This window comes from Bacillus sp. (in: firmicutes) (assembly GCF_031983925.1).
Lineage (GTDB): Bacteria > Bacillota > Bacilli > Bacillales > Bacillaceae_G > Bacillus_A > Bacillus_A pacificus.
In genome coordinates this window covers 23573-49518 of record NZ_DALYZR010000002.1, presented here as the reverse complement: position 1 = coordinate 49518, position 25946 = coordinate 23573, and the positions used below count along the sequence as shown (strand labels likewise).

24 protein-coding genes and 1 pseudogene are annotated in these 25946 nt (G+C 34.1%); 16 read left to right on the top strand and 9 right to left on the bottom strand.

The genetic code is table 11. The features are described 5' to 3' along the window. Positions 1-328: 328 nt before the first annotated feature. The 6 genes and pseudogenes from RTP99_RS06460 (at position 329) to RTP99_RS06435 (ending at position 5147) form a co-directional block, all read left to right on the top strand. Positions 329-763: a GNAT family N-acetyltransferase gene (locus RTP99_RS06460; protein ID WP_000405815.1), complete on the top strand. Its 435-nt coding sequence runs from the start codon at positions 329-331 to the stop codon at positions 761-763. A gap of 374 nt (positions 764-1137) precedes the next feature. Beyond that, the gene (locus RTP99_RS06455; protein WP_000406959.1) at positions 1138-2529 is read left to right on the top strand and encodes an FAD-binding oxidoreductase; all 1392 of its coding nucleotides are present in this window, start codon (positions 1138-1140) and stop codon (positions 2527-2529) included. A gap of 4 nt (positions 2530-2533) precedes the next feature. Beyond that, a complete protein-coding gene (locus tag RTP99_RS06450) occupies positions 2534-3502 on the top strand; it encodes a bile acid:sodium symporter family protein (RefSeq protein ID WP_000865820.1) in 969 nt (322 codons plus the stop codon). A 12-nt stretch (positions 3503-3514) separates the two neighbouring features. After that, entirely contained in the window at positions 3515-3862 is a 348-nt protein-coding gene (locus RTP99_RS06445) for a DUF4260 domain-containing protein (protein WP_001172037.1), read from the top strand. A 23-nt stretch (positions 3863-3885) separates the two neighbouring features. Further along, positions 3886-4413, top strand: a complete 528-nt coding sequence (locus tag RTP99_RS06440) for a GrpB family protein (RefSeq protein ID WP_000813608.1) — start codon at positions 3886-3888, stop codon at positions 4411-4413. Positions 4414-4547: 134 nt separating this feature from the next. Beyond that, positions 4548-5147, top strand: a pseudogene (locus RTP99_RS06435) (FMN-binding negative transcriptional regulator). Between the two features lie 72 nt (positions 5148-5219). On the opposite strand, the gene RTP99_RS06430 reads toward RTP99_RS06435, so the two are convergent. The 5 genes from RTP99_RS06430 to RTP99_RS06410 form a co-directional block, all read right to left on the bottom strand. After that, complete coding sequence (locus RTP99_RS06430) at positions 5220-5408, bottom strand: Phr family secreted Rap phosphatase inhibitor (RefSeq protein ID WP_000592008.1); 189 nt, start codon at positions 5406-5408, stop codon at positions 5220-5222. Continuing rightward, positions 5405-6499: a Rap family tetratricopeptide repeat protein gene (locus RTP99_RS06425; protein WP_001102723.1), complete on the bottom strand. Its 1095-nt coding sequence runs from the start codon at positions 6497-6499 to the stop codon at positions 5405-5407. The genes RTP99_RS06430 and RTP99_RS06425 overlap by 4 nt, the downstream gene beginning before the upstream one ends. Before the next feature lie 254 nt (positions 6500-6753). After that, positions 6754-8220: a protein adenylyltransferase SelO gene (locus tag RTP99_RS06420; RefSeq protein WP_000164894.1), complete on the bottom strand. Its 1467-nt coding sequence runs from the start codon at positions 8218-8220 to the stop codon at positions 6754-6756. Positions 8221-8397: 177 nt separating this feature from the next. After that, positions 8398-9396, bottom strand: a complete 999-nt coding sequence (locus RTP99_RS06415) for an NADP-dependent oxidoreductase (protein WP_000646396.1) — start codon at positions 9394-9396, stop codon at positions 8398-8400. A 110-nt stretch (positions 9397-9506) separates the two neighbouring features. After that, entirely contained in the window at positions 9507-9902 is a 396-nt protein-coding gene (locus tag RTP99_RS06410; protein WP_000571883.1) for an ArsR/SmtB family transcription factor, read from the bottom strand. 507 nt (positions 9903-10409) lie between these two features. Here RTP99_RS06410 and RTP99_RS06405 point away from each other — a divergent pair. From RTP99_RS06405 to RTP99_RS06385, 5 genes are all read left to right on the top strand, one after another. Beyond that, positions 10410-12029, top strand: coding sequence for an FAD-dependent oxidoreductase (locus RTP99_RS06405; RefSeq protein ID WP_000839986.1), 1620 nt, complete (start codon positions 10410-10412; stop codon positions 12027-12029). A gap of 207 nt (positions 12030-12236) precedes the next feature. Continuing rightward, the gene (locus RTP99_RS06400; protein WP_000129988.1) at positions 12237-12821 is read left to right on the top strand and encodes a TetR/AcrR family transcriptional regulator; all 585 of its coding nucleotides are present in this window, start codon (positions 12237-12239) and stop codon (positions 12819-12821) included. Between the two features lie 51 nt (positions 12822-12872). Next, a complete protein-coding gene (gene helD / locus RTP99_RS06395) occupies positions 12873-15179 on the top strand; it encodes an RNA polymerase recycling motor HelD (protein ID WP_000020212.1) in 2307 nt (768 codons plus the stop codon). Further along, positions 15180-15776, top strand: coding sequence for a hypothetical protein (locus RTP99_RS06390; protein WP_000013356.1), 597 nt, complete (start codon positions 15180-15182; stop codon positions 15774-15776). A 350-nt stretch (positions 15777-16126) separates the two neighbouring features. Further along, complete coding sequence (locus tag RTP99_RS06385; protein WP_001226318.1) at positions 16127-17071, top strand: glycerophosphodiester phosphodiesterase; 945 nt, start codon at positions 16127-16129, stop codon at positions 17069-17071. Positions 17072-17114: 43 nt separating this feature from the next. On the opposite strand, the gene RTP99_RS06380 is transcribed toward RTP99_RS06385, so the two are convergent. The 3 genes from RTP99_RS06380 to RTP99_RS06370 all read right to left on the bottom strand — a co-directional run bounded on the left by RTP99_RS06380 (position 17115) and on the right by RTP99_RS06370 (position 19239). After that, on the bottom strand, positions 17115-17792 hold the full coding sequence (locus tag RTP99_RS06380) for a YdcF family protein (RefSeq protein WP_000236555.1): 678 nt from the start codon (positions 17790-17792) through the stop codon (positions 17115-17117). Between the two features lie 93 nt (positions 17793-17885). Further along, a complete protein-coding gene (locus RTP99_RS06375) occupies positions 17886-18395 on the bottom strand; it encodes a DUF3916 domain-containing protein (RefSeq protein ID WP_000544604.1) in 510 nt (169 codons plus the stop codon). Further along, positions 18388-19239 (bottom strand): LysR family transcriptional regulator, encoded by an 852-nt coding sequence (locus tag RTP99_RS06370; RefSeq protein ID WP_000351705.1) that lies wholly within the window; start codon positions 19237-19239, stop codon positions 18388-18390. Before RTP99_RS06370 ends, RTP99_RS06375 begins: the two co-directional genes overlap by 8 nt. Before the next feature lie 107 nt (positions 19240-19346). Between RTP99_RS06370 and RTP99_RS06365 the strand changes: the two genes are divergently transcribed. After that, positions 19347-20555: an MFS transporter gene (locus tag RTP99_RS06365; RefSeq protein WP_000904348.1), complete on the top strand. Its 1209-nt coding sequence runs from the start codon at positions 19347-19349 to the stop codon at positions 20553-20555. 109 nt (positions 20556-20664) lie between these two features. On the opposite strand, the gene RTP99_RS06360 is transcribed toward RTP99_RS06365, so the two are convergent. Next, positions 20665-20895 (bottom strand): hypothetical protein, encoded by a 231-nt coding sequence (locus tag RTP99_RS06360; protein ID WP_000798804.1) that lies wholly within the window; start codon positions 20893-20895, stop codon positions 20665-20667. Between the two features lie 258 nt (positions 20896-21153). Between RTP99_RS06360 and RTP99_RS06355 the strand changes: the two genes are divergently transcribed. The 4 genes from RTP99_RS06355 (at position 21154) to RTP99_RS06340 (ending at position 25901) form a co-directional block, all read left to right on the top strand. Then, the gene (locus RTP99_RS06355) at positions 21154-22281 is read left to right on the top strand and encodes a serine hydrolase domain-containing protein (protein ID WP_000915221.1); all 1128 of its coding nucleotides are present in this window, start codon (positions 21154-21156) and stop codon (positions 22279-22281) included. Between the two features lie 287 nt (positions 22282-22568). Beyond that, positions 22569-23726 carry an agmatine deiminase family protein gene (locus RTP99_RS06350; protein WP_000709175.1) on the top strand — a complete coding sequence of 386 codons (1158 nt, stop codon included), beginning with the start codon at positions 22569-22571 and terminating at the stop codon, positions 23724-23726. A 333-nt stretch (positions 23727-24059) separates the two neighbouring features. Beyond that, positions 24060-25037: an agmatine deiminase family protein gene (locus tag RTP99_RS06345; RefSeq protein WP_000435968.1), complete on the top strand. Its 978-nt coding sequence runs from the start codon at positions 24060-24062 to the stop codon at positions 25035-25037. A 42-nt stretch (positions 25038-25079) separates the two neighbouring features. Then, positions 25080-25901, top strand: coding sequence for a MerR family transcriptional regulator (locus tag RTP99_RS06340; RefSeq protein WP_000288088.1), 822 nt, complete (start codon positions 25080-25082; stop codon positions 25899-25901). Positions 25902-25946: the final 45 nt, after the last annotated feature.

Here is a 25946-nt window from a genome sequence, read left to right as displayed (position 1 = left end):
AAGCCAATATTACAACATGGACGAGATATTTCTTCTTGTTAAAATGGTATAAGTGAATTGTTTTCTACAAATGGCAGAACATCAATTATGTATTAGGGGCCTTTATGGGGTGCCGCTCATCGTAATCAAGCTAAGAAAATAAAACTACCAAAAAAACGAAAATTTTGTGATAACTTGTAACAAAAAACTCATAATTTTTTGGGGAAGTTCTAAATTCTTAAGGTGATGGGCATGGGGTACACCAACATAACGCGGATTCTGTACGTTAAGACAAATATTGTAATATTAAAGATGATATAATTAGAGAAAAAATGTGGGGGGTTCCTTAGTGGAGATAAGAAAATATAATTCTGATGACATCAAACAATTTACAGATTTAATGCCAGATTTAGGTTATCCCAGTTCATTAGATGAAATGAAAGTAAGAATGCAACGTATCGAATCCAATCCAAATTACTACACCTTTGTTGCAATAAATGATAATAACTTAGTAGGGATGATAGGAATAACAATTCATACAACGTACACAAACAATGATGAAAAGATTCAAATAACATCGCTAGTTACAAAGAAAGAATATCGTGGTCAAGGTATTGCGAAAGCATTGATTAAATATGTGGAAGAATGGTCTTTGAAAAGGGGTTCTAATTTTATTTATCTTCTAAGTGGAAAAAGTGAACAGAGGATAAAGGCACACGAACTATATAAATTCCTTGGTTACGAGATAACAGGTTATAGGTTTGTAAAGCGTATGAAAAAATAGATATTATTTAACAGTTGAGTGCAATTGTTAAATAATTAAATCCCAATTTCTTATGTATATCACTGAGAGATTGGGATTTTTTATATTGGATATCCTTAGCGTACGAAATTCGCGTTTTATTTGTGCTACCCCATACAAACAAAAAGTTTGATTATATATAATCAAACTCAAAAACTCTAAATATAAGGTCTGGTTTTATTTTATTATACTATTTAATCTATATTCAATTAATTGCAAGTTCTTTTTGTTTATTGGATAGTAGGAAACGAATTTCATTTATGTAAAACTTGAATTATTTAATTTTTCGGATTATTATGTATAAAACACTTAACATATTTTGTAATTCAAATTTATAGAGAGTAGGAGAGTGTACGATGGAAATAACAGTAGAGCGTTTAGTAAATGAATTAAAAAACGTAATTCCTGAAGATCGAGTAGTAATCAATACGACAGTAAGAGAGTTACATAGTAAAGATGAATCTTATCATGCTAGTAGTTTACCTGATGTAGTAGTTTTTCCGAAAACGACCGAAGAAGTTAGCGCGATAATGAAAGTAGCGAGTCAGCACGGAACAGCTGTCGTTCCGTTTGGAGTAGGGTCCAGTTTAGAGGGACACGTAATTCCTTATGAAAAAGGGATTACAGTTGATTTTTCGTTAATGAACAAAATTCTTGAAATAAGAGAGAAAGATTTTCTAGTGAGAGTACAACCAGGAGTGACTCGCTCTCAGCTTAATAAAGAATTGAAAAAGTATGGATTGTTTTTTAGTGTGGATCCAGGAGCAGATGCAACGTTAGGTGGAATGGCTGCTACAAATGCAAGCGGAACGACAGCGGTTAAGTATGGAGTAATGCGTAATCAAGTTCGTGATTTAGAAGTCGTTCTTGCTGATGGAGAAGTAATACATACTGGGAATTTAGCGGCGAAGTCATCATCAGGTTACCATTTAAACGGTGTTTTCGTAGGGTCAGAAGGGACGCTTGGATGTTTTACGGAATTAACACTAAAAGTATACGGTATACCAGAACATGTTATGGCCGCGAGAGCATCGTTTCCGGCTATAAATGATGCAGTAGAAGCTGTTATTAACATATTACAAGCGGGTATTCCGATTGCGAGAATTGAACTCGTTGATGAACTATCTATGAAACAAGTCAATCATTATAGTGAAACAAGTTACAGAGAAGAGCCTACGCTGTTTTTAGAGTTTCATGGTAATGAAGCAGGGCTAAAGCAAGATATTGAGTTTACGAAAGAAATTGTTTTTGATCATAAATGTAAAGAAGTTGCTTTTGAAACGGAAACGGCAGCGAGAAATAAATTATGGGATGCGCGGCATAATCTAGCATACGCTTACGTCCATAGCTATCCTGGTAAAAAGCTTATGAGTACAGACGTATGTGTACCAATTTCAGAATTGGCTGGGGCAATTCAACATGCGAGAGAGACATTAGATAAGGTTGGTCTTGTTGGTGGTATTCTTGGTCATGTAGGAGATGGGAATTTCCATGTGCTTTTAATGGTTGATCCTAACGATAAAGAAGAAGTGGAAAAGGCAGACGAAATAAATGAAAGTATCGTTTTATATGCTCTTAAACGAGGGGGAACGTGTACGGGAGAACATGGCGTTGGAATCGGAAAGCGGAAGTATCAAGAAGAAGAACATGGGGCGGCATTACTCGTAATGGAGAAAATAAAGAAAGCTCTTGACCCGCAAAATATTTTGAATCCGAATAAAGTTTTTCAGTTAAAGGATAGGGGCTGATTGGGTGAAAGTACTAGAAGCGATAAGTAATATAGCTGGAAAGTATTTTGCATTTTGGGTTATTTGTATTGCAGCTATTGCGTATTTTATTCCTGCTCCATTTCTAGGGTTAACTAGTTACATAACGATTTTACTTGGGGTTGTTATGTTTGGGATGGGATTAACGTTAAAGGCTGTTGATTTTAAAATCATTGCTACAAAACCATTGCCAGTTATTATCGGTGTATGTGCTCAGTTTATTATTATGCCACTTGTCGCATACGTACTAGCCTACGTTATGAATCTGCCAGCCGAATTAGCAGCTGGATTAGTGTTACTCGGTTCAGTACCGGGTGGCACTGCATCAAATGTTATGGTTTATTTAGCAAAAGGGAACTTAGCGTTGTCTATTGCAATGACATCATTATCAACGTTACTAGCACCAATTGCTACACCTCTTATTTTACTATTGCTTGCAGGACAATGGATGCCGGTTAATCCTATGTCTATGTTTCTTTCTATCGTACAAGTCATTATCATACCTATTATTTTAGGATTAGTAGTGAAGAAGTTTTTCCCGAAAACTGTTAAGAAAGGAATGACCGTTATCCCTTTCATATCAGTTTTAGCAATTATCATTATTGTTTCAGCGGTAGTTTCAGCAAATGTAAGTAGCATTACTTCTTCAGGACTTCTTATATTTATCGCAGTTATGCTTCATAATGCATTTGGTTTTTTACTCGGATATATAACAGCATTCATACTTAGACTAGACGAAGGGACAAGAAGAGCTATTTCAATAGAAGTAGGAATGCAAAATTCAGGTTTAGGTGTTGCGCTAGCAACAGCACATTTTGGACCAGCAGCTGCGCTTCCAAGTGTATTAGCAGCAGTATGGCATAACATTGCAGGACCAATATTAGCAACCATCTGGTCAAAAAATGCAAAGGATACTTTCAGTGATGAAACTTTATCGGTAAATATAGAAAAATAGGAATGATAAAGAATGCAAAAACGTATTGTACATTTTGAAGGGCTAGTTGTTTTCATAGCTGCCATTTATGCGTATTCAGTATATGAATTTAGTTGGATAATATTTTTTCTGTTCCTTTTAGCTCCGGATTTATCAATGTTAGCGTATGGTATAAATAATCATGTAGGTGCTAAGATTTATAATATATGTCACACATATATTATATCGATAGTAATAGCTATCATAGGAGTCTATTTTAAGGTAGATACGGTTATAATGATTGGTTTAATATGGACAGCACATATTGGAATGGATCGAATGTTTGGATATGGATTGAAATATGAGACAGATTTTAAGGATACTCATATTCAGAGGTTATAGTTGCTTTTGAGGAGAGGGATACATTGAAACAAAGAATTACTATCGAAGAATATAACATCAAATGGGAAAGTGAATTTAATAAGCTACAAACTCTCATTAACGATGTAATGGAAGACAGCATTTTATCCATTGAACATGTTGGGAGTACATCTATTAAAGGGCTTGCAGCAAAACCAATATTAGATATTGATATTGTAATAGAAGATTATGGGATTTTTCCTGAAGTAGTAACAAATCTTGAAGCGATAGGATACTATCATCAGGAAAAATGGAGTTATAAAGGGAGAGAGGCATTTGGTAGAAAGGATACTTTCGTTCCGTGGGACGGAGAAAGTACAGATTGGATGGAACATCATTTGTATGTGTGTGATAAAGAAAGTGAAGAGCTAAGAAGACATATAGCGTTTCGGGATTATCTTCGTGAACATGAAGATGTTGCTGGTGAATATGGTCGTTTAAAGGACGAGTTAGCAAGAGAGTCAAAAAGTAGAACGAGCTACAGTGAAGGTAAGACGAAATTTATTACAAATATATTAGAAGAAATAAACTAAGGCGGCATGGAGTATATGCCGCCTGTTCTTTTTGGATAGAAAGCTGCCATTGTAAAAGAAATACAAACTGGCCCTATTGAATGAAACGAGACTTAAATATAATGAGAAATAAAAGACCGGAAAAGAGGGGAATTATGTACATACCAAAATATTTTGCAATACAAGATCAAGAGATGAAGTATGAAATAATTGAACAAAATAGCTTTGCGACATTATTTTCTCAACATAACGGGGAACCATATGCAACACATTTGCCGTTGTTGTTAAATAGGGAAACACTCACGTTACATGGTCATTTCGCACGGCCGAATGAACAGTGGAAAGATAGTGGGAATCAATAAGTACTCGCTATATTCCAAGGGCCACACAGTTACATATCGCCGTCATGGTATGAAACAAACAATGCAGTACCAACATGGAATTACGTTGCAGTGCATGTATATGGTGAATTAGAAATTGTTGAAGATGAACAGGAATTAATAAATTCTCTTCAAGATTTAGTACATACATATGAAGATCCACAGAGTGCCTACTCACTTGATGATGTAGATCCAAATTATATGGTGGGATTAAGTAAGGGGATAGTTGGTTTTAAAATTAAGATTAGTAAAATAGAAGGAAAAGCGAAGTTAAGTCAAAATCATTCTGTGGAAAGAAGAGCATTAGTTGTGGAGAAACTTGAGAAAGTTGGTAGTGAGGGGAGTAGGGGGATTGCGGAGTTGATGAGAAAATAAAGCCTATATGAAAGGGAAATATTCTAAATAAGCTTATTAAAAAAGACCTTCTTAATGAAGGTCTTTCGTTTTCTAAAGTGTTTTTTCAGCTATTGTTGAGTTATAGTCTTTACTTACGTCAACGGATTGAACAAGGTCAGGTCTTTGTGGTGCAGGGAAATCCGCATGGCCTGCTTGATATGTAAATGAACTATTTAGACCAATAGATACAATACCTAGTACAGATAATCCTAAAACGATAGAACTAATTTTTTTTATCATTTTAATGCCCCTTTCTCAAACGTTTTTTCTTTTGCTTGTAACGCTTTATGAAAATACTCACTTGCTTTTATATGATTATTTTCATCATAAAGTTTAATGGCTAACTTTTCTGAATATTCCTGAGTGTAGTTATATAAGGATTCTTTGTCGAAATACGCAATTCCTTCAAGAATAATTTTTTCTAAGTCTTCAGTTGACTTGTTATTGTTAAGGGACTCTAAAATTTTAAAGTGAAGCATATATTCTTCATTGTTAAGTTCTGTACAAATTTTTAATCCTTTTTTTATAAATTCTGAAGCGATATTTATCTCACCAAGTTTAGAATGTTCCCTTGCTTGTAAGAAAATCGCTTTAAAATGTGTAGGCATTTTTGTTGTCACTTCAGATAGATGACGAATAGCTAATGTTGATAAGTTTTGATTAGCATATAGCCAACCTAAGTTATTACGCACTCTTAACAGTAATGATTCTTCACCCTGTTTCTGTAAAATATTGATTGCTGAATTATATTTTTCCTCTGCTTGCTCGTATTGTTTTAAATATACAAATGCTGCACCTAATACGCTTTCACAAGAGGCGACATTCTTTTCATAGCCTACAGCTTTTATGAAGAATTCTTTCGCCTTGGTTGCATACTCAATAGCCTCAATTGGCTGGTAAAAATGATAATAGAAAATAGCCATTCGATAATTAAATTCCCCTTTTTCTAGATCATCAGTGGCATTTACCAGTAGTCTCTCAGCTTTTTCATAATGTTCACTTGCTAAATTATAATTTGTTGTTAAAGTAGCATGAATCGCCTTAAATAAATGATAGTAGTAAGAAAGTTGGTGATTAGGTGAAATGGCGTAAGAATCTATCTTATTGAAACTGTCTTTTGTAATACTTAAACCATCAGTTAAAACTTTGAAACGAAAATCTAGTAGAGAATAGTATAATGCTAAGTTTTCATCTTCTGTAATGTTTAGTTGCTTTTCCTCAATTTCATGCTTTAAGTTTGTCGCCTGGGACACATCTTGTTTTAGCATGGCTAAATACCAGTCATTAAATAATTTTGTAATTTGTTCATTACCTTGTAGTTGAACGTTCATGAAATCCCCTCGCTTTTTGAATATTCTTATAAAATATAGTATCAAAAATAACAATATTTAGAAATACGATTTTTATTTCTCAATATTTGTTTAATAAGATTTTCAGTAAGCCGATTGGAATAGTATTAATTTTGGTTTGGAGTAAAGAAAGGAAATCGGGGAGGGGTATTTTAAAGTTCTAGTTGAGAGGTGGGAATATAAAAAAGGTGTGTTCACACAATTTGTATGAATACACCTTTTTACATATTAAACAATCAAGTCCCACAAAAAGTACGATAAGGACGATTCGTAGGCGCAGGTGTAACGCAGTATTCTTCTTGATCTGTAGCATACGCATAAGGATTTGCTAGAGCTTCAAGAAGTTTTTCCATTACGCTATAGTCGCCATTTGTGACAGCTGCTTCTAGTGCTTCTTCTACGCGATGGTTTCTTGGGATGATTGATGGGTTATTATTTTTCATCATTTCGTAGGCATTTTCTTTCGATTCATCTTGTCTTTCTAATCGAGATTGCCACAGTTTGTACCATTCTTTAAATTCAGAGCTATCGAATAGAGGGGTATTTTCTAACGTATTAAGAGTTAATGAACGGAATGTATTAGTGTAATCCGCTTTATATTTCTCCATCATTTTTAAAAGTTGCTCAATAAGTGAATGATCTTGTTCTTCGTTGCTAAATAGTCCTAATTTCTTTTTCATTCCAAGGAACCACAGGTTTTCATACTGTACGCTAAATTTTGAAATTTCGTCTTGAGCAATTTTTAATGCTTCTTCTTCATCTTCGTGCAGAATTGGTATTAAAGATTCTGCTAATCGCGCAAGGTCCCATGCGGCCATATATGGTTGGTTTCCATATGCGTAGCGGCCTTGTGTATCAATAGAGCTAAATACAGTTCCTTGGTCGTAATGGTCCATAAATGCACAAGGGCCGTAATCAATCGTTTCACCGCTAATCGTTATATTGTCAGTATTCATTACGCCGTGAATAAATCCAACAAGTTGCCATTTAGCGATGAGGCTGGCTTGTTTTTTGATGACTTCTTGTAGCAATGCAGTATATCGGTTTTCAGGATCTTCAATTTCTGGGTAATGTCTTTTTATTGTATAGTCAGCTAGCGATTGAAGATCTTCGATTGAGCCGCGAGCTGCAGCATATTGAAATGTGCCGACGCGTATATGGCTGCTTGCAACTCTAGTTAAAATAGCTCCAGGTAACTTTGTTTCACGATAGGTTGGCTCACCTGTTGTGACAACTGCTAAACTGCGGGTAGTTGGGATATCAAGTGCATACATTGCTTCGCTAATAATATATTCACGTAGCATCGGACCGAGTGCAGCACGACCATCACCACGGCGTGAATAAGGAGTAGGGCCAGAACCTTTCAGCTGAATGTCAAAACGTTTACCTGAAGGAGTAATTTGTTCACCAATTAAAAGAGCACGACCGTCGCCTAACATATTAAAATGTCCAAATTGATGGCCAGCATACGCTTGAGCTAATGGATGAGCTCCTTCTGGTAGTGCATTACCGGCGAAAATCGCAATTTCGGTTTCTTTCTTCAGTTCTTCCGGATTAAAGCCAAGAGATATCGCAAGTGAATGGTTTAGCTTAACTAACTCCGGTGAACTTACGGGAGTAGGGGGGATTTCTGTATAAAATGAATGTGGTAAAGTAGCATAACTATTGTCTAAATTCCAACCTGCTTCATTATTTTTAGTCATTGTATCTCCTCCTTGTTTATTTTTTTATTATGTATGTGTACGTATGTATTTTTTGTAAAATTAGCTAAAAGTATAATATGATATTTCCCCTTGCAATCTATTGTAAGGACTTCACTGCACTATGTCTATTTAACAGCAAATATAAAAACTCCATTTTAAAAAATGGAGTTTTTATTATTACTTAATTTTTACGATTATTTTTCCTTTTGCTCTGCCAGCCTCTGAATATTCCATTGCTTTTTGAGCATCTTCAAATGAAAAAACTCGATCGATTACCGGTTTGATTTTTCCGGCTTCAATATAGTTTGCAATAGTGCGTAGTTGATCTCCGCTTGGCTTCATAAATAAAAATGAATATTGAGCATTATGCTTCTTTTCAAGTGCAGTAAGTTTTTTGCTTGCTAATGAAAATAAGAGTGTTTTGAAAAATCCTGAACCGAATTCTTTACCGAATCGAGCATTCGGCGTACCTGAAACGGAAACAATGTTGCCACCGCTTTTTATAATGTTGAATGATTTTTCAAGTGTTGTACCGCCAATTGTATCAAATACTGCATCATAATTTGTTAGTATTTCTTCAAATTTTTCTGTTTTGTAATTAATAATTTCATCTGCACCAAGAGACTTGACTAAATTCGTACCAGCTTCACTAGCAGTCGTTGTAACAGTAGCGCCCATTATTTTTGCTAACTGAATTGCGAAAGTACCAACACCACCAGATCCAGCGTGAATTAAAATCTTTTGACCTTTTTGTAAGTGCATAATGTCATGTAATGCTTGATAGGATGTTAAGCCAACGAGTGGAATTGACGCAGCTTCCTCAAAACTTAAATTTTTCGGTTTTAAGGCTATATCATCTTCATGAATGGCTATATATTCCGCGAAAGTACCAATCTTATTTTTTCTTGGACGAGCATATATTTCATCACCGACTTTAAAACGAGTTACTTTTGATCCAACCTTCGTAATGACACCGGAAAAGTCATTCCCAAGGATTAGCGGCATTTCATATTTCAGTAACATTTTTACTTTTCCATCGCGTATTTTAAAATCAATTGGGTTAATGCTAGCTGCATGAATTTCTGCGAGCACTTCATACTCATTTATTTCAGGAGTAGGTACCTCTGTCATATGCATTGGGACTTTTCCGTATTTATCAATTATCATCGCTTTCATTTCTTATACCTCCAAATTTCAATAAAATGAAACTGTGGGGGGCTTCATCCCCCACTGATTATCAGCCCTCACCAATCGGACCTTTATGGGCAGTTGATCCCCTATCTAAATTATTTGCTTTCGCTGAATTTTGAGGTGGGGGTCTTACTGCCCGTTAAAGTGGGATAAAAGTTGTGCAATAGCTTTTCAATGTCTAATACAAGATTTTTTAATAAACTTAATTTTGTACGTATATCAATATAATAAAAGTTTTTTGTACCTTCTTTACGCATTAAAATAATACCGGCTTCTCGTAAAATCCTTAGGTGATGTGATACCGCTGGCCGAGAAAGGTGTGTTTGTTTCGTAATTTCTCCTACACGTAATCCGGTTTGACATTCCGTTTCCATGAGAACTAACAAAATAGCTTGACGTGTTTCATCGCCAATTGCCAATAATACTTTTTGAGAATCAATAAAATCTTTTTTTATAACATTTAATTGTTCTTGTTTATTCATTTCAATCACTTTACCTCCAAAAATTAGTCGAAAGGTTTAAAATGATGGACCATTATTTCGATACCGTAATGCTACATGATTGTTGTATGAACTGCAATATTGGGAAAGAAAATCGAGACGAATGAATTTTTTATGTTGAAAATGATAAAGGGGGTAGAAAAGAATTACATATTGGAATGGATAAAGTTTTAAAATAGAAAATGATTTAATAATACGTTGTTTCTAGATGAGGATAGTTAAGCCATTGAACAAAAAATTAAGCGGTCGTAACCCTGTATAATTTTTAGGGTTACGACCGCTTATCATGTTTTTATTATTTTAAAGTGAGTTGTTTCGTTTTACTCTTTCATACATACATAATACAAGCGGATTATAGATATATGAAAGAGTAAAAGTAATTTGGGGCGTAATCTATCTATATGATACTTTAAAATGAAATATAAGTCTATATTTTTGTTGTTTTTTTGATTATATTTATGTCACTGAGCTCAGAACAATGATGTGGAGGATAAATATATGAAATCGAATGATGTACCAGTTTTAATTGTTGGAGGGGGATTATCAGGATTAGCATCTGCGTTATTCCTTGCAAAACATAACATTAAGTACTTACTTATTGAAAGGCATCCGTCTACTGCAATTCATCCAAAAGCGGGTGGAATTACTTTTCGTACGATGGAGTTATTTCGAGAATTAGGTTTAGAACAAAGAATTAGATCAGCGGGTAAAGCGTTAGAAAATTGCCGAGGAAGAATAGCGGTTCATACAATAGCTGAGGCGAATCAGGAAGAATTGGCACAAATGAGGGCGAATCAGTATGAAAATGATGAAAAGTTACTTCAGAAAATAGAAGAGATTAGTCCATCAAAACAAACTGCTTGTTATCAAATTACTTTGGAAAAGATGATGTTACAAGAAGCGAGAACATTAGGCGGAGAATTATCTTTTTATCATGAATTAGTTTCTTATGAACAAAATGAGCAAGGGGTAATCGCAACGATTCGGAATCGCGAAACGGAAGAAGAAAGTATTATTCATTGTGATTATGTAATTGCAGCAGATGGAGCAAAAAGTAAAATACGTAAGGAATTAGGGATTACAACTGAGGGTCGTGGAACCATTGGCGGTTATTATATGAATATTTATTTTGAAGCGGATTTAAGTGAGTTTATACAAGGAGATGCATTTGGTTTTACTATGGTACTTCATCCGGAAGTTCTTGGTGCGCTCATTCCAGTCGATAACGAAAAAAGATGGATTTACCATGTATCCTATGATCCATTAAAAGGAGAGAGACCAGAGGATTTCACTATAGAACGTTGTAAACAAATTATTCAAACCGCAATTGGAAGTACAAATGTTGAGTCAGAAATAGTAAGTGTTTTACCGTGGGAAGCGACTGAAAGTACTGCTACAAAATTTCAAGATAATCGCGTTTTTTTAGTTGGCGATTCTGCACATATTATGCCGCCAACTGGAGGGTTTGGTTCCAATACAGGAATACAAGATGCGCACAATTTAGCTTGGAAATTAGCGGCTGTTATAAAAGGCAAGGCAAAACCAAAATTGTTAGAAACATATCATGAAGAGAGATATCCTGTTGCAAAATTAACGACAGATTATGCGAGTAGTTTACTGTTTCGTGCTGCGAATAGAGAGGAAGGCAGTTTGAATAATATGGATGGTTTAGCTGTTACAGTTGGATATCAGTATTGTTCAGAGGCGATTATAGATGACTCAGTCACTCCACATAGAATGGATAGCGTAGAGTTGAACGGGAGACCTGGAACGCGAGCGCCGCACTTTTGGGGGATGTATAAAGGGAAAGAAGCTTCTATATTAGACTTATTTGGTAACAATTTTGTATTACTTACTGGAGTAGACAATAGCTCTTGGGCTGAAGCTGTATTTGATGTTTCATCTAAATTAGGAATAAATATTAAACTGTATCGAGTAGGGGGAAGTGGAGACTTTATTGCTCAAGAAGATATTTTTAGTAAATTATATGGGATAGAGAATGGCGGAGCTGTATTAATTAGACCAGATGGTTTTATAGGATGGCGTTTGGAAAAAGAGGTAGCAAATCCAGATGCAGTACTTAATGAAGTAATGAATCATTTATTATGTAATTTTTAAGTAACGAGGAAGAATTGTCTTATATAAGGCAATTCTTCTATTATGCTTTCAACTTACAAAATAAAAATATTGTAAGTTGAAAGAGGATGTGTTAATCTTATAACCTAATTGAAATAGTATTTTTTTGCACTTAACTTACAAAAAATAAAAAATGTAAGTTGTTATTGGAATGATATTGTTATGTAAATAAAATGGACGGTGAGAAAAATGACAGATAAGGCGTTAACGAAAAATGTTGTTTTAGATGCAGCGGAAAAAGAGTTAATGAAATATGGATGGAGCAGAACGACACTTGTTAGTATTGCGAAGTCACTTGATGTTAGTCATGCAGCTTTATATTCTTATTTTCGGAGTAAGGCAACGCTGCGCGATGCTATTTTAGAAAGGTGGCTGTTCAAATACTCGGATCAGCTTGAGAAAATTGCAGGAAAAGATGGAGAGACGGAAAGCATTTTACAAGAGTGGTTCTTTCGTTTATTTCAGCTTAAAAAGAAAGAGTTGCTGGAAAACGAAGAGTTATTTACATTGAATAGTTCATTAGTGCAGCAAAAGAATAAGGTAATTCAAAAGCATGAAGAAAGATTAGTTGGACAACTGGAGAATGTGATAAATCGCGGGATAGAGCGCAATGAGATTGAAAAACAAGATAGTTTGTTTTTAGCGCATACGCTATTTTGGTTACTTTCAGTGTTTTATCATCCTGCCTTTTCTGAGAGATGGAAAGAAGAGAGGATAAACGAAGAGTTCCAAAAGTCATGGGAGATTGTTACCTGTGGCATTTTTCGAAAGTAAAAAGTTACGTATCATATAAGGCTTTCAAACAGTATGAGAAGGGGAGATTATATGAGTCATTATAAAGAAGAGAAAAAACGTGTAAATATAGTCATTGAAAAAGTAGATGAAGAACTGAAAGAGCTTGATGGCCGAGTTGGATCGGTGAAGTCTGAAATTGTTAGTATTAGAAAAAACTTTTGGGAAGATGTAAAAGTAAATATAGATAATATTAAAGAAGCGGTTGAAACGGCGGCGAGTATTAGGCAAGAGGCAGAGCTTCTCGCTGAAAGAGAACATACACATCGTCATACGAAAAATGAATATAACCTTTTAATGAAAATAAAAGAAACGCCGTATTTTGGCCGGATTGATTTTAAAGAAGATGATGAAGCGGATGCCGATGAAATGTATATCGGTATCGGCTCTTTTTATGATAAAGAAAATGATGAGTTTTTAGTATATGATTGGCGAGCACCTATTTCGAGTCTTTATTATGATTACACTTTAGGCAGGGCACAGTATAAAGCGCCAATAGGTACGATTTCAGGTGATTTGCTTTTAAAACGTCAATACATGATTCGAAACGGAACGATTCAAAGTATGTTTGATACAGGTGTGACGATAGGTGATGAATTATTACAAGAAGCACTGGGACGAAATGCAAGTGAACAAATGAAAAGCATTGTAACGACAATACAAAGAGAACAAAATCAAATTATTCGAAACGATAAAAGTGATGTGTTAATTGTGCAAGGAACTGCTGGGAGCGGGAAAACTTCAGCGGCACTGCAGCGCGTTGCTTATTTATTGTATCATTACCGCGGCACGGTTTATGCGGATCAAATGTTACTGTTTTCTCCGAATGAGTTGTTCAATAGTTATATTGCAAACGTTTTGCCAGAGCTTGGGGAAGAGAATATGCAACAAACGACGTTTCAAGCGTATGTGGAACATGTGATTGGAAAAAGCTTTACTGTAGAAGATTCATTTGCGCAGTTAGAATACGTATTAACGAAGAAGCATGAAAGTACGTATGAAACTAGAGTGAAGGGAATTCAATATAAATCCTCGGTTGAATTTATGGGACTACTTGAGAAATACGCGAAAAGTCTAGGGGAAAAAGGTTTACACTTTCATGATGTTACATGTAAAAGTGAAGTACTTATAAAAGCAAAATCCATATGTGATTATTTTTATAGTCTAGACATGTCTATTGCTATACCGAATCGAATGCAACTTACAATGGAATGGGTTCTTCGGAAGTTAAATGATTTTGAAAAGATAGAAGCGAAAAAAGATTGGGTGGAACGAGAAGTTCAGTATTTAAATAAAGAAGATTACAATCGCATATATGAAAAAATAGAGAAAGATAATCAATTTGATTATTATGAGAAAGAACATGAGTTATTAACGAAATATGTAGTGAAGAAACATTTTCGTTCGCTACGTAGAAAGGTGAAAAAATTTGCTTTTGTAAATCATCCTGCAATTTTTGAGCAGTTATTTGAAAGTAAGCAGAAAGATATTTTCGTACCAGATTGCTGGGAAGATATATGTAAGCAGACAGTGAAGCGTTTGAAGGATAAACAGCTAGCAAATGAAGATGTTACGCCGTATTTATTTTTAAAAGAATTACTTGAAGGTTTTAAAACGAATCATCTTGTGAAATTTGTATTCATCGATGAAGTGCAGGATTATACATCCTTTCAATTAGCATTTCTAAAACGACTATTTCCGAAGGCGAAATGGACATTACTTGGTGATCTCAATCAAAATATTTTCTCTCATGATTACAATAGAGAGAACAATTTTATCTCCGCATTATTTGCAAATCGTAAAGTAGAAACAGTCCAGCTTAACCGGAGTTATCGATCGACAAAACCAATCATTGAATTTACAAAGTGTATGATTCCAAATGGAAATGATATTGAAGCTTTTAACAGGGATGGTAAGAAGCCCGTTTATATAAAAGTAAGTGATGAACGAGAGCATGTAGAAAATATGATTTTTAAGGTGAAAGAGTTAGAAGAAAAAGGACATAAAACGATTGCAGTTATTTGTAAAACAAATGAAGAATGTATGAAAGTGATGGAGTTAATAGGGAATACATTACACGTCCATCTTATGAAAAAAGAGAATACAACTTATGAGAAAGGCGTTGTTGTTATTCCTGCTTATTTGGCGAAAGGGATAGAATTTGACGCTGTTATTATATTTGATGCTTCTCATGAAAGTTATTATAGGGAGTCTGAACGCAATTTATTTTACACAGCATGTACGAGGGCGATGCATGAATTATATGTATATTATGCCGGGGAGCTAACGGAATTTCTTACACATGTTCCAGAGGAATTATATATAAGGGAGAGATGTTAAATGGCGAATCAATATAATACTTTTCAAAATTGTAGTAAAGAAGTGTCAATGTTATTACCACTTCCGAAGTATGTAAAGTTAGTACGGGAGCATGAAGAATTACGTGACGGTGTACAAGTTTTCATCAAGCGCTATCAGGCGGAAGAGTTGTTACATTATGGCGGTGCTCATATTACAACCATTACTACTCAAAATGATAAGTGTTTATTAAGTTATACGAATATGATGCCGGTATACTCAAATAAACTGCCTCGTAAAGATGATGCTGAACAAATAGCAATGGATGTAATGGAAAAGGTTGATCAACAATATGCAAGTGGTTTAACTTTAATTCGTATAGAAAAACAAACGAGACAGTATAAAGGTGAAGGAGAAATTGTTACTTTTCCTGTTTTATGGGTGAAAATGATGCATGATAATGGGAGTTTTAACTGGGTGACAATTGGAGGCGACGGACAAATCATCGAATTTGAGCGTGAAGTACGCTGGGATTATATGATGAGTCGTCGTCAAACGGAAATGTGGTATTACGATGATTGGGTGTTGGCACGTATGGGAAAGGGTCCGCAGTTAATGCCGCCGTTTGCTTTAGTATAGAAAATATCTATTTAAATAATATTCACAAATATTAATAGGTTTGGTATGATTAATTTCGACAAGTTAATCGAGGCCGGAGATATTTGAGATAAGCCATAAATTTATTTAGGGATACAGAAGTGTCCTTTAAATAATTTATGGCTTTTTTTATTGATGAACTGTAATCAATAGGAAGTTACATGTGAATAGGGGGGATATGGAAAATAAATAGTATAGTAATAACATAGGGGAATTATATTTGTAAGATTGGAATTTTAATATAAACTTATAAAAATGATGAAAGTATATCTTCTATTTCGTGTAAATCTCATTAACTTGTTGAAATTTGCAGCGTAGGAAGGATTAGAAGGATGAGAAAAATTATTAGCGTGTTAGTTATCTTCTTTATGACGGGAAGTATCTTTGCTGGGGGAGCTGTTCATGCGAAAGCAGAAGGGAAGCATGAATGGGATACGAATAAGTTTTTAAATATTGCACATCGCGGAGCAAGTGGACATGCACCTGAGCATACTTTTGCTTCTTATGATCTTGTGAAAAAAATGAAAGCGGATTATTTGGAATTAGATATTCAGTTAACTAAGGACGGCCAGTTGATTGCAATGCATGATACAGCAGTTGATCGCACTACAAATGGAACAGGTGAAGTACGAGATAAAACATTAAGTGAAATAAAAAGCTTAGATGCAGGATCTTGGTTCAATAAAGCTTATCCAGAAAAGGCTAAGCAAGAGTACGTTGGTCAAAAGGTTCCGACTCTTGAAGAAATTTTCCAAAAGTACGGAAGAAGCATGAAGTATTACATTGAAACAAAATCACCAGATGTGTATCCAGGAATGGAAGAGAAATTATTAGCTTTATTAAAAAAATATAATTTAGTAGGTCAAAACATGTCTTCTAGCCGTGTTATGATTCAGTCATTTAGTAAAGATAGTTTAACAAAGATTCATAGTATGAATAAAAATATTCCGTTAGTTCAACTGCTTTGGTATTATCCAAATGAAAACAATGAGATTGTTGAATGGTCTGGCATTACACATGAACCGAAACGTGTAACAAATGAAGATTTTCAAGAAATTAAAAAGTATGCAGTTGGTATTGGACCGAACTTACGCAATGATAACGGAGAACTAATTATTGATGAGTCATATATGAAAATGGCTAGAAATAATGGTCTGTTAATTCACCCTTATACAATTAATGAGAAACCAGATATGAGATTGTTAATGAAATGGGGTGCTACAGGAATGTTTACAAATTATCCTGATCGATTACATAGTGTGTTAAAAGAAAAATAAATAGGAGAAAAGGTATACCGAGGTTTTGGTATACCTTTTTCTATTATGCTAGATTATAGTAGTAGGATACATATTCTTCTAAACCTTCAACCTCATTTTCAGGTGGCTCAATGCCGCCTTTTCTACCGTAGCAAATATTTCTCAAGTATTCTCCAAAAATCATAGAGCGGCTTTTCTCATTTTCCATCCAATTATATCTATTAATTATAAACTCACCATCGAAACTTGTATCAAATGTATATGGGATACAAGTAATAGTTTTAGGTAAATGTTTTTTTAATACTCTGTATTGCCGACCAGCGCCTAAGCTTTTGCAAACAAATAGTAGGCGATTAATCTTTGTAAAATCAAAAATCTTTTTCGCTTCTATTACATTAGCGATAGAATGGAGGGAGTTTTTCTCGAACATGATAGCATCTTTTGGTACGCCATGTTCAATTAATTTAGTTACAATTACTTCTGCATCTGACAAATCCCCGTAATTCCAGCTCGGATGTTTCATGCCATGCAAACTAGTACCACCTGTAACGATAATTTGATTTCCTAAACCTTGTCGGTAAGCTTCTAGAGGAGCTTGCCAATTGCCGGGATGAGAACCGCCGAAAACGAAAATAGCATCACATTTTTGTGTTGTTATTTCTTTTAGAAAAACGATTTCTGTAATTTGATCGATTTGTTTTTTCGTAAGAGTAGGGACATCAGGATATTTAGGTATTACCATTTGAAAACCTCCTATAAAGTAAAACGATAAATTCATTATATAGCGATTTTATTAAGTGGAAAAAGGGAAGCTTTTCATTTGAAAGTACCCCTTTTAAGATAACTCTCCAATAAACCAAATCTCTTTTTTATCGATTGCATCTTCATCATAAATGACTTCTAGAAAGTGCAACATTTGGGCAGTAGGGCAAATTGAAATTCCCCAAGTTTCCCAAAAATTAATTTCAATTGAAAGAGGGATCCATGTTTGAAATTCATTATTTCTATTGAAAAAAATTTGAAAGTAGTCATCGTTTTTAAATACGATAATTTGCGATCTCCATAAATTTTCTATAGAAATTATAGTAACAACTCGATATGTATGTGTATCACTTGGTTTTATTTTTATTAAATGATTTACTCGATCTATTAAGGTTTGTATACATAATCGTTTTACTTTTCTAGGTGTTTTATGAGACTCGATAAAAGCTTGAGAAACTGGTAAAGGCATATACCAATATTCATCGTTATAGAAAGTAGAAGGGAACGTTTTTGTATGTTCCTCAATGCGCTTAATCATAGTGTTTGTTTTTCGTTTCATACCACGTATTTTCTTTTCATGCATTGTGAGTCATCTCCATAAATTTTTGTAATGCAGCTGAGCGAAATATATCGTTTCTAGTAATGAAAGTAGTAGGAACTTTTTTGAAGCTATTGGGTAAAGGATTGAATGATACGTCATGTTCATGCCCCTTTAAAATTGATTTCATCATAATCGCTACGCCCATACTTGATTTTACACATGCAAGTATAGCTTCGATTGTCCCGAATTCTAAAACTCGTTTAGGTGAGATGTCTTCTTCTTGAAGCCAGTCTTCTAATAAACTTCTATAATAGCACCCGTGACTAAAAGCAAGTAAATTCATATCTTCTATGTCTGTAAGAGAGGACAAAGGTTTTTTACTAATAAGAACCAATTCTTCTTCATGAAATACAGTTGTATGGAGTTCAGCATGCTGAGTAGAGCCAGCTATAAACGCTCCGTCTAGTTTTCGCTCGAATACAAGCTTAATTAGTTGTTCAGTCGTATTTGTTTCTAAAATTAAATCGACTTTTGGGTATTTCTCATAGTAGGCCGTTAATATAGAGGGGAGCCTTACCGCAGTTGTAGATTCTGTACATCCGATTGTCAAAGTGCCTTTAGGATCAGTTCCATTACTTTGAACCGCTTTTATAGATTGATCCATTAAGTGGATAATTTGTTTGGCGTACGTTAATAAAATCTCACCGTTAGAAGTTAAAGTTACACCTTTTCCGTTACGGTAAAATAAAGGCACGCCTAATTCATTTTCTAGTTGTTTCATACGCATTGTTACGCCTGATTGTACGTAGTTCAAATTTTTCGCTGCGTGAGAAATATTATTTTCCTTCGCGACCTCGTAAAATACAGTTAAATCTTTTATGTCCACGTATCATCCCTCCGAAAAGGTATCAATTTTTTTGATGGATTATATGATGAATCTTTATTTTATATGATATCAGAACTTTCATACAATGGAAGGGGGGAGGGATTATTATGTTGATTGAAGAAAGGGTGAATCGTACTTATAAATGGGTTATGTTAATTGTTGCGACGATTGCTCAAACAACAGCGACACTTATAACGTATGGTGTCGGGGTTTTCGCTTTATTTTGGAAAGAAGAATATGCACTTACGAATACGGAGAGTGGATTGTTAGTAAGTGTTGTAAATGTTGGGCCGTTATTTTGTATGCTTTTTGTCGGTCGGCTACTTGATCAATATAATGAAAAAATATTAATTTCTATCAGTTCATTTTTGCTAGGGAGTTCACTTTTACTGACTAATATAGTAAATGGATTTAATGGGTTATTATTTGTACTTTTATTAATGGGCATGTTTTATAGTGTTTCCCAGCCAGGAGGAAGTAAAGTGATTTTAAAATGGTTCCCAAAAGAAAATCGTGGGTTAGCGATGGGGATAAGGCAAGCTGGTATACCGATTGGTGGCGCGTTAGCGGGAGTGCTAATCCCGTTTCTAACAATACAATATAATGTGACTTACGCGATCAATAGTATTGCATGCATTTGTATAATTGGAGGATTATTATTTTTTGTGTTTTATAAAGAGTCATATGTACAGGAGGAAGCAAGGAAAGAACATATTAAAATTTCTTTTTGGACGCAGCTAAAAGTAGTGATATGTAAAAAAGAGTTGTATCCAATATATATAACGGGTATTTGTATGATTTCATTGCAAATGGTGTTAGTTGGACACTTTATGAAATTTTTAGTAAAGGAACAATCTATCACATCTATTGTAGCCGGAACAGTATTTTCAGTTATGTTCTTTTCTGGAATGATTGGCCGTGTTATATTAGCGTCTATTAGTGATTTGTTTTATAATGGAAATCGGCGCACGCCATTATTTATAGCTGTCTGTGCTTCTATCGGCTTAATTCTATTGTTAGTAATGAGCATACATACAGTAACGAGTGGAGTATTGTATGGTGTAAGTGCATTGCTAGGTTTCTTTTCAATTGGATGGTTTAGTCTTTTTATAGCCGAAGTTGCTGAGTTGGCTAGGGAAGATTCTGTTGGGATAACAGTTAGTTTGGCACTTACATTCAATCAAATTGCTATTATTGTTGCACCTATTTTATTTGGTTATATTGTAGATAAGAAAGGGTATACGTATGCGTGGTTGTGTATAGTAGTATTACTATGTATCTCAGCAGTCAGTTTATATAGAAAAAACAAAAAATAAAAGAAAGTTAGCAATGTAAATTTTTTATGAAGAAAGTCTAAAGAAATGCCGAATGAGCGACATTTCTTTTTTATATGTTGTATAATTAAAATATAAATGAGATTCATTTTCAGTTACGTTCATTTTCTCTTTCGAAATTGCCTGTTACTTTAGCCATAATGAGTTGTTTTTCTGTATCATTATGTGCATGATTTATTTTGTATAAAAATTTGTTAGCGTCATTTCCTTTTAACATTATAATCTGTTTTATGTAATATTCAATTAAAACTATGTTATTTTTTGTTACCCTGTAATGAAATATCCTATCATTTAAGCGATTGCGTTTGTCAGTATTTTTCATCGTAACAACTCCGTTTCTTATCGTGTGTAACAAATGTTACATAAGATGTTGAAATTATAGTAGGGTGCATCCGATTGTAAGGTGGAAATTTTGCAAGAAAGAAATACAATAGAGAGTAGCTAAAAACTGAATATGAGAAAAAGGAATCTAGTTCATTTAGGTGAATAATAGGTAGTATTATAAAATATTTGAAAATAAAAAGATATAGAACAGAATGGATGTACGTTAAGTGAAACTATATAAAAGAGGGTTCCTATTATGCTAAAGAAATGGTTAATCGTTTTCTTTGTTTTTGCTATTTTTTGTGGGAGTGTCGTTGCACTAATACATGCAAATAAAGGTAAGAAATATGATATAAAGGCATTTTCTAATGTAAATAGTAAGCAAAAGGACGATATGCAAGAAGTTGATGCAACTGAGAAAAAACGCTATGAAGCTGTAGCTGGAAAACTAGATCAATATTTAAAAGATAAAGGATTTAATGGGAGCGTTCTTGTAGCTAGTAAAGATCATGTGATTTTACGAAAAGGTTATGGATATGCGAATGTGAAAGATAAAGTAGTAACAACGCCAAGAACGAAATATCGTATTGGTTCTATTACGAAAACGGTCGTTGCAATATCTATTATGCAGCTAAAAGAAAAAGGGAAATTAAACATTGAAGACAATGTAAATAAGTATATTCCATCGTTTCCAGCAGATAAAAACATTACGTTACGAAATCTATTAACACACACATCTGGCTTGCCAGATCAAGGACAAGGTAGGGTGGATGCAGGGTCACGTTTAAAGTTAGTAACGTGGATTGGAGCGCAAAAATTGCAATTTCCTGCAGGGACAGGCTGGAAATATACAGACTATAATTACATGGTGCTTGCATATATTGTAGAAAAAATTACAAATAAACCGCTCGCTGAATACGTCAAAGAAAATATTTTTACTTCTGCTGGCATGCATGAATCTGGAATGGGTGCGACTCTCCCAGAAGATATTTTTTTAGCAGAAGGTTATACGAGAAAAGATAATGAATTAATAGCTGCACCCCGCTTAAAAATGAACTGGTTGTATGGGTGTGGTGAAATGTATACAACTGTTGAAGATATGAAAAGATTAGATGAGGCAATAATGGATGGAAAGCTGTTATCTAAACAAAGTGTATTAGATATGTTTACGGCATCACCTGCAAGAAGATATGGATTTAGTTTCTATACGTATCCAGATTATTATCATAACCACGGCGTATTAGCGGGGTGGAATACTTTTAATAATTTTAACTGGGATAAAAAAACGTTTGTCATATTATTCTCTAACGTTCAAAATGGTATGAATGATGCATTTAATCAAGAGTTTAGGAAAATGGCGAATGATTTAATAGAAGGAAAATAATAATTTGAAAATCGGTATTGATATGTAATTATCAATACCGATTTTTTTGTTTGGAGATGTTAAGTTTGCTGAAGAAGTAATGATGAAAGGGGAATATTAGAATAACTTTGTATAGAAAGTTAAATGATATGGATGTTAAATATAGGAAAGTTGATGTGTGAAGTTCATCTATACGTAATGAATTTATGCGGAAAAATAATTGGTAAATTTTACATCGGTAAAAAAGCTTGAGCTTCACACTATGTGAAGCTTTACATTATTGAAGTAACAAACAGGAGGTTAGAAAAATGAAAAAAGCAATAAAGTTTTGTTTAATAGCTACACTCTCTACAGCGATTGTTAGTGGATGCTCTTTTGAGGGGAACAATGAAAATGCTAAGGGGAAAGAAGGAGAAAAAGTAGAGATACAGAAAACCGTCGGAAAATATACGATGCCAGATGAAAAAGATAAACATGAAGGTACATGGCTGCAATGGCCTCATGAATACACATATGGTGAAGAGTATAAGCAGGAAGTTGAACCGATTTGGGTTAAGATGGCAAGTGCTTTAACTGAGGGGGAAAAAGTCCACATTGTTGCATACGACGAGGAGGAGAAAGAGCGAATCAATAAACTTTTAATAGATAAAGGACTGAATATGGATAAAATTGATTTCTTTATCGCTCCTACTGATGATGTATGGGCACGAGATAGTGGACCAATCTTTGTTTATGACAATAATAAAAATTTGAAAATATTAGACCCGGCATTTAATGGGTGGGGAAAGAAAACGCCGTACAAAAATGATGCTCGTATACGTGAAAATGTGAGTAAACAAGCAGGAATTGAAAGAATTGATTGGGGGAAATTTGTCCTTGAAGGCGGTGCAATTGAATTAGACAGCAATGGGACGGCTTTATTAACTCGAAGTGCGGTAACAAATAAAAATAGAAATCCGGATTTATCAGAAAAGGAAATTGAAAAATATATAAGTGACCTGGGTGTGACAAACTTTATTTGGTTAGACGGAGTGCCTAATTTAGATATTACTGATTTTCATATTGATGGGTTTGCTAAATTCCATAATAAATCTACCATTGTAACGATGAAAGAAGATGACCTAGCCGAATGGGGTTTATCTAATAAAGATATGGATACATTGTTAGATGCAAAAAATGCTTTAGGAAAAAAATATAAGTATGAATACTTACCGCTTAGTAAAGAAAAGGTTGTATTAGAAAATGGAAAAACTCTCGATTATAAGGGATCATATATCAATTATTATATTGGAAATACAGTAGTGTTGGTGCCTAATTATAATGATCCGAATGATAAAATCGCAAACGATACGATTCAGAAATTATATCCAGATCGTAAAGTAGTCGGTATTGATGTGAGAGAGCTTTATAAAAATGGCGGTATGATTCATTGTGTGACACAACAACAACCGATTGCATTGAAGTAATAGATTGGAATTTCGTTGTGCTGCTATATAGACAAAATAGGTGAAATATTATCTTTGCCTATTTTGTCATGTTTTATTTTTTGCAAAAAGGGAGTAACGGTATTGAAAGAGATAATCTTAACTAGCTTCATAATGATAGGGATTATGATTCTATTATTAAATTTCATACTTTCATATGAATTCTTAATATTGTATTTTAAAATCCTGTCAATAGTCGATCTTTGCGCTTAACTAAGGTTTTGTATATATAATATTTCACCGTACTATATCCACCCAAGAAATGTTGAGGAAGAGTGGGCTACTTAATTACTATAAAAAAGCGAGGGAAAGAAAATGGAACAAAAACAAAAGGGAATTATTTTTACTGCGATACCAGATGAATCAAATGAATATTATGAACCGTTTTATGAAGAAATTATTTATTTTAATGAAAATTTAAATAAAAAAAAGGGAGCTACAGATCAATTTATTTCTTTATCTGTTGAAGAACAAGACTTTTATACAAGCTTTTTTGAGTATGATGATATTTGGCTAAGAGATGTAGCGCCAGTTGTAACGAATCATCTTGTTAAATTTAAATATCGACCAAATTATTTGCCAGGTGATCAAGGGAGATATTTAGATCAACATTTTAATAAATGGTTGAAAAAGAACGACTTTGAATATGTGAAGTCCCCGTTAATATTAGATGGTGGTAATCTGATTTGGAATAAAAAAGATACCATTATAGTAACAGAACGCATATTTGATGATAATGATGATTGGACAGAAGAGGAAATTATTGAGCAATTAGAGTGGGATTTAGATGTAAGCCGGGTTATTATTATTCCTGCTGAAGAAGGAGATGTACTGGCACACGCAGACGGAATGGTTAAATTTATTGATGAACATACGATGTTTATTAGTGATTTTTTAGGGGATCATGAATTTAGATATCATGTTCAAGAGATTATTCAAGAGCAAATGCCAGAAGCTGAATTTATAGTTGTTCCTTCCTCATATACAGAGAAAGGGCAATATGATCAAGAAATAGCGTCGGCAAAAGGATTATATATAAATATGTTGGAAACATGTGATGCTCTTTACGTCCCTAAGTTTGGGCTTGCCAAAGATAGAGAAGTTTTACGATATATTCAACAACATACAGAGAAACAAGTTATTCAAATTCATGTAGGAGAAATATCGACCATGGGAGGCGCAATGAATTGTTTAACGTGGTATTGTCCGAGTCATTTGTTACCTTCAAAGATGAAAAAATTGAACAATCAGAATGAAAGTTCTTCAATTAGAAAGTTTTTAGATTGGTTTTAATAATAAAGTTTACAAAAGAAAATGTATTCAAGGGGTATGTATATGTATACAATTACTGAATTTTCTCGGATTTGTAAAATGAGTACACGGATGCTAAGGCATTATGATAAAGAGGAAATATTGAAACCGGCATATGTAAATCCGGTAAATGGATATAGATTTTATGAGCAAGGGCAGCTAGAGATAGCACTGAAAATTAAAAAGCTGAGGGAGTACAAGTTTCCTTTGCCGAAAATTAAAGTAATACTGCAGTCATCAGATCAAGAGTCATTTATTCACCATATGCAGGCGCAAATTATCGAGTTGTCTCATGAGGTGAAACAAAATTTACAAGTTATTTCTGAAATGAATGAGATGGTAAATATGAATACGGCTTTAAATATTGCTCGTCATAGAAGTTACGATATATTAATTGGGATGAGAAATGAAATAACAGTAATTGCTCAAAGGTTACAAATAGATATAGATTATATGGATGATTATTTTTATGATTTATATGAAGAAGTACAAAAAAGTAGTTTGCAAATAGTAGGCTCTCCTTCTACAGTTTTTTATGATGAAGAGTTTATGCCGGGTCACAGTGATATTGAATTACGAATTCCGATTATGGATGGTGACGATAAAAATGAATTGCAAGGATGCGAAATAAAAAAGATACATCAACATCAAATTGTTACTACTTTGCATTATGGTAGTTATGACTATATAGGTTATGCTTATATGGCATTAGAAGAGTGGGTGGAAAAGAACGGTTATACAATAGATGGTCATCCATATGAAGTTTATATAAAGGGACCCGAATGTGATTGTTTAGTAGAAGAGTATGTGACACAAATTTGTTTTTTAGTTACGAAAATAGCATGAGGATAAAGTGATTCAAATGAGAAAGCATGCAGAGCATATACTCTG

Excerpts from the sequence above, each read along its gene's own strand:
- RTP99_RS06420 (WP_000164894.1), bottom strand. The coding sequence starts at position 8,220 with ATGACTAAAAATAATGAAGCAGGTTGGAATTTAGACAATAGTTATGCT.
- RTP99_RS06415 (WP_000646396.1), bottom strand. The coding sequence starts at position 9,396 with ATGAAAGCGATGATAATTGATAAATACGGAAAAGTCCCAATGCATATG.
- RTP99_RS06390 (WP_000013356.1), top strand. The coding sequence starts at position 15,180 with ATGGCGAATCAATATAATACTTTTCAAAATTGTAGTAAAGAAGTGTCA.
- RTP99_RS06350 (WP_000709175.1), top strand. The coding sequence starts at position 22,569 with ATGAAAAAAGCAATAAAGTTTTGTTTAATAGCTACACTCTCTACAGCG.
- RTP99_RS06405 (WP_000839986.1), top strand. The coding sequence starts at position 10,410 with ATGAAATCGAATGATGTACCAGTTTTAATTGTTGGAGGGGGATTATCA.
- RTP99_RS06400 (WP_000129988.1), top strand. The coding sequence starts at position 12,237 with ATGACAGATAAGGCGTTAACGAAAAATGTTGTTTTAGATGCAGCGGAA.
- RTP99_RS06380 (WP_000236555.1), bottom strand. The coding sequence starts at position 17,792 with ATGGTAATACCTAAATATCCTGATGTCCCTACTCTTACGAAAAAACAA.
- RTP99_RS06345 (WP_000435968.1), top strand. The coding sequence starts at position 24,060 with ATGGAACAAAAACAAAAGGGAATTATTTTTACTGCGATACCAGATGAA.
- RTP99_RS06445 (WP_001172037.1), top strand. The coding sequence starts at position 3,515 with ATGCAAAAACGTATTGTACATTTTGAAGGGCTAGTTGTTTTCATAGCT.
- RTP99_RS06340 (WP_000288088.1), top strand. The coding sequence starts at position 25,080 with ATGTATACAATTACTGAATTTTCTCGGATTTGTAAAATGAGTACACGG.
- helD (WP_000020212.1), top strand. The coding sequence starts at position 12,873 with ATGAGTCATTATAAAGAAGAGAAAAAACGTGTAAATATAGTCATTGAA.
- RTP99_RS06355 (WP_000915221.1), top strand. The coding sequence starts at position 21,154 with ATGCTAAAGAAATGGTTAATCGTTTTCTTTGTTTTTGCTATTTTTTGT.
- RTP99_RS06385 (WP_001226318.1), top strand. The coding sequence starts at position 16,127 with ATGAGAAAAATTATTAGCGTGTTAGTTATCTTCTTTATGACGGGAAGT.
- RTP99_RS06425 (WP_001102723.1), bottom strand. The coding sequence starts at position 6,499 with ATGAACGTTCAACTACAAGGTAATGAACAAATTACAAAATTATTTAAT.
- RTP99_RS06455 (WP_000406959.1), top strand. The coding sequence starts at position 1,138 with ATGGAAATAACAGTAGAGCGTTTAGTAAATGAATTAAAAAACGTAATT.
- RTP99_RS06430 (WP_000592008.1), bottom strand. The coding sequence starts at position 5,408 with ATGATAAAAAAAATTAGTTCTATCGTTTTAGGATTATCTGTACTAGGT.
- RTP99_RS06360 (WP_000798804.1), bottom strand. The coding sequence starts at position 20,895 with ATGAAAAATACTGACAAACGCAATCGCTTAAATGATAGGATATTTCAT.
- RTP99_RS06365 (WP_000904348.1), top strand. The coding sequence starts at position 19,347 with ATGTTGATTGAAGAAAGGGTGAATCGTACTTATAAATGGGTTATGTTA.
- RTP99_RS06375 (WP_000544604.1), bottom strand. The coding sequence starts at position 18,395 with ATGCATGAAAAGAAAATACGTGGTATGAAACGAAAAACAAACACTATG.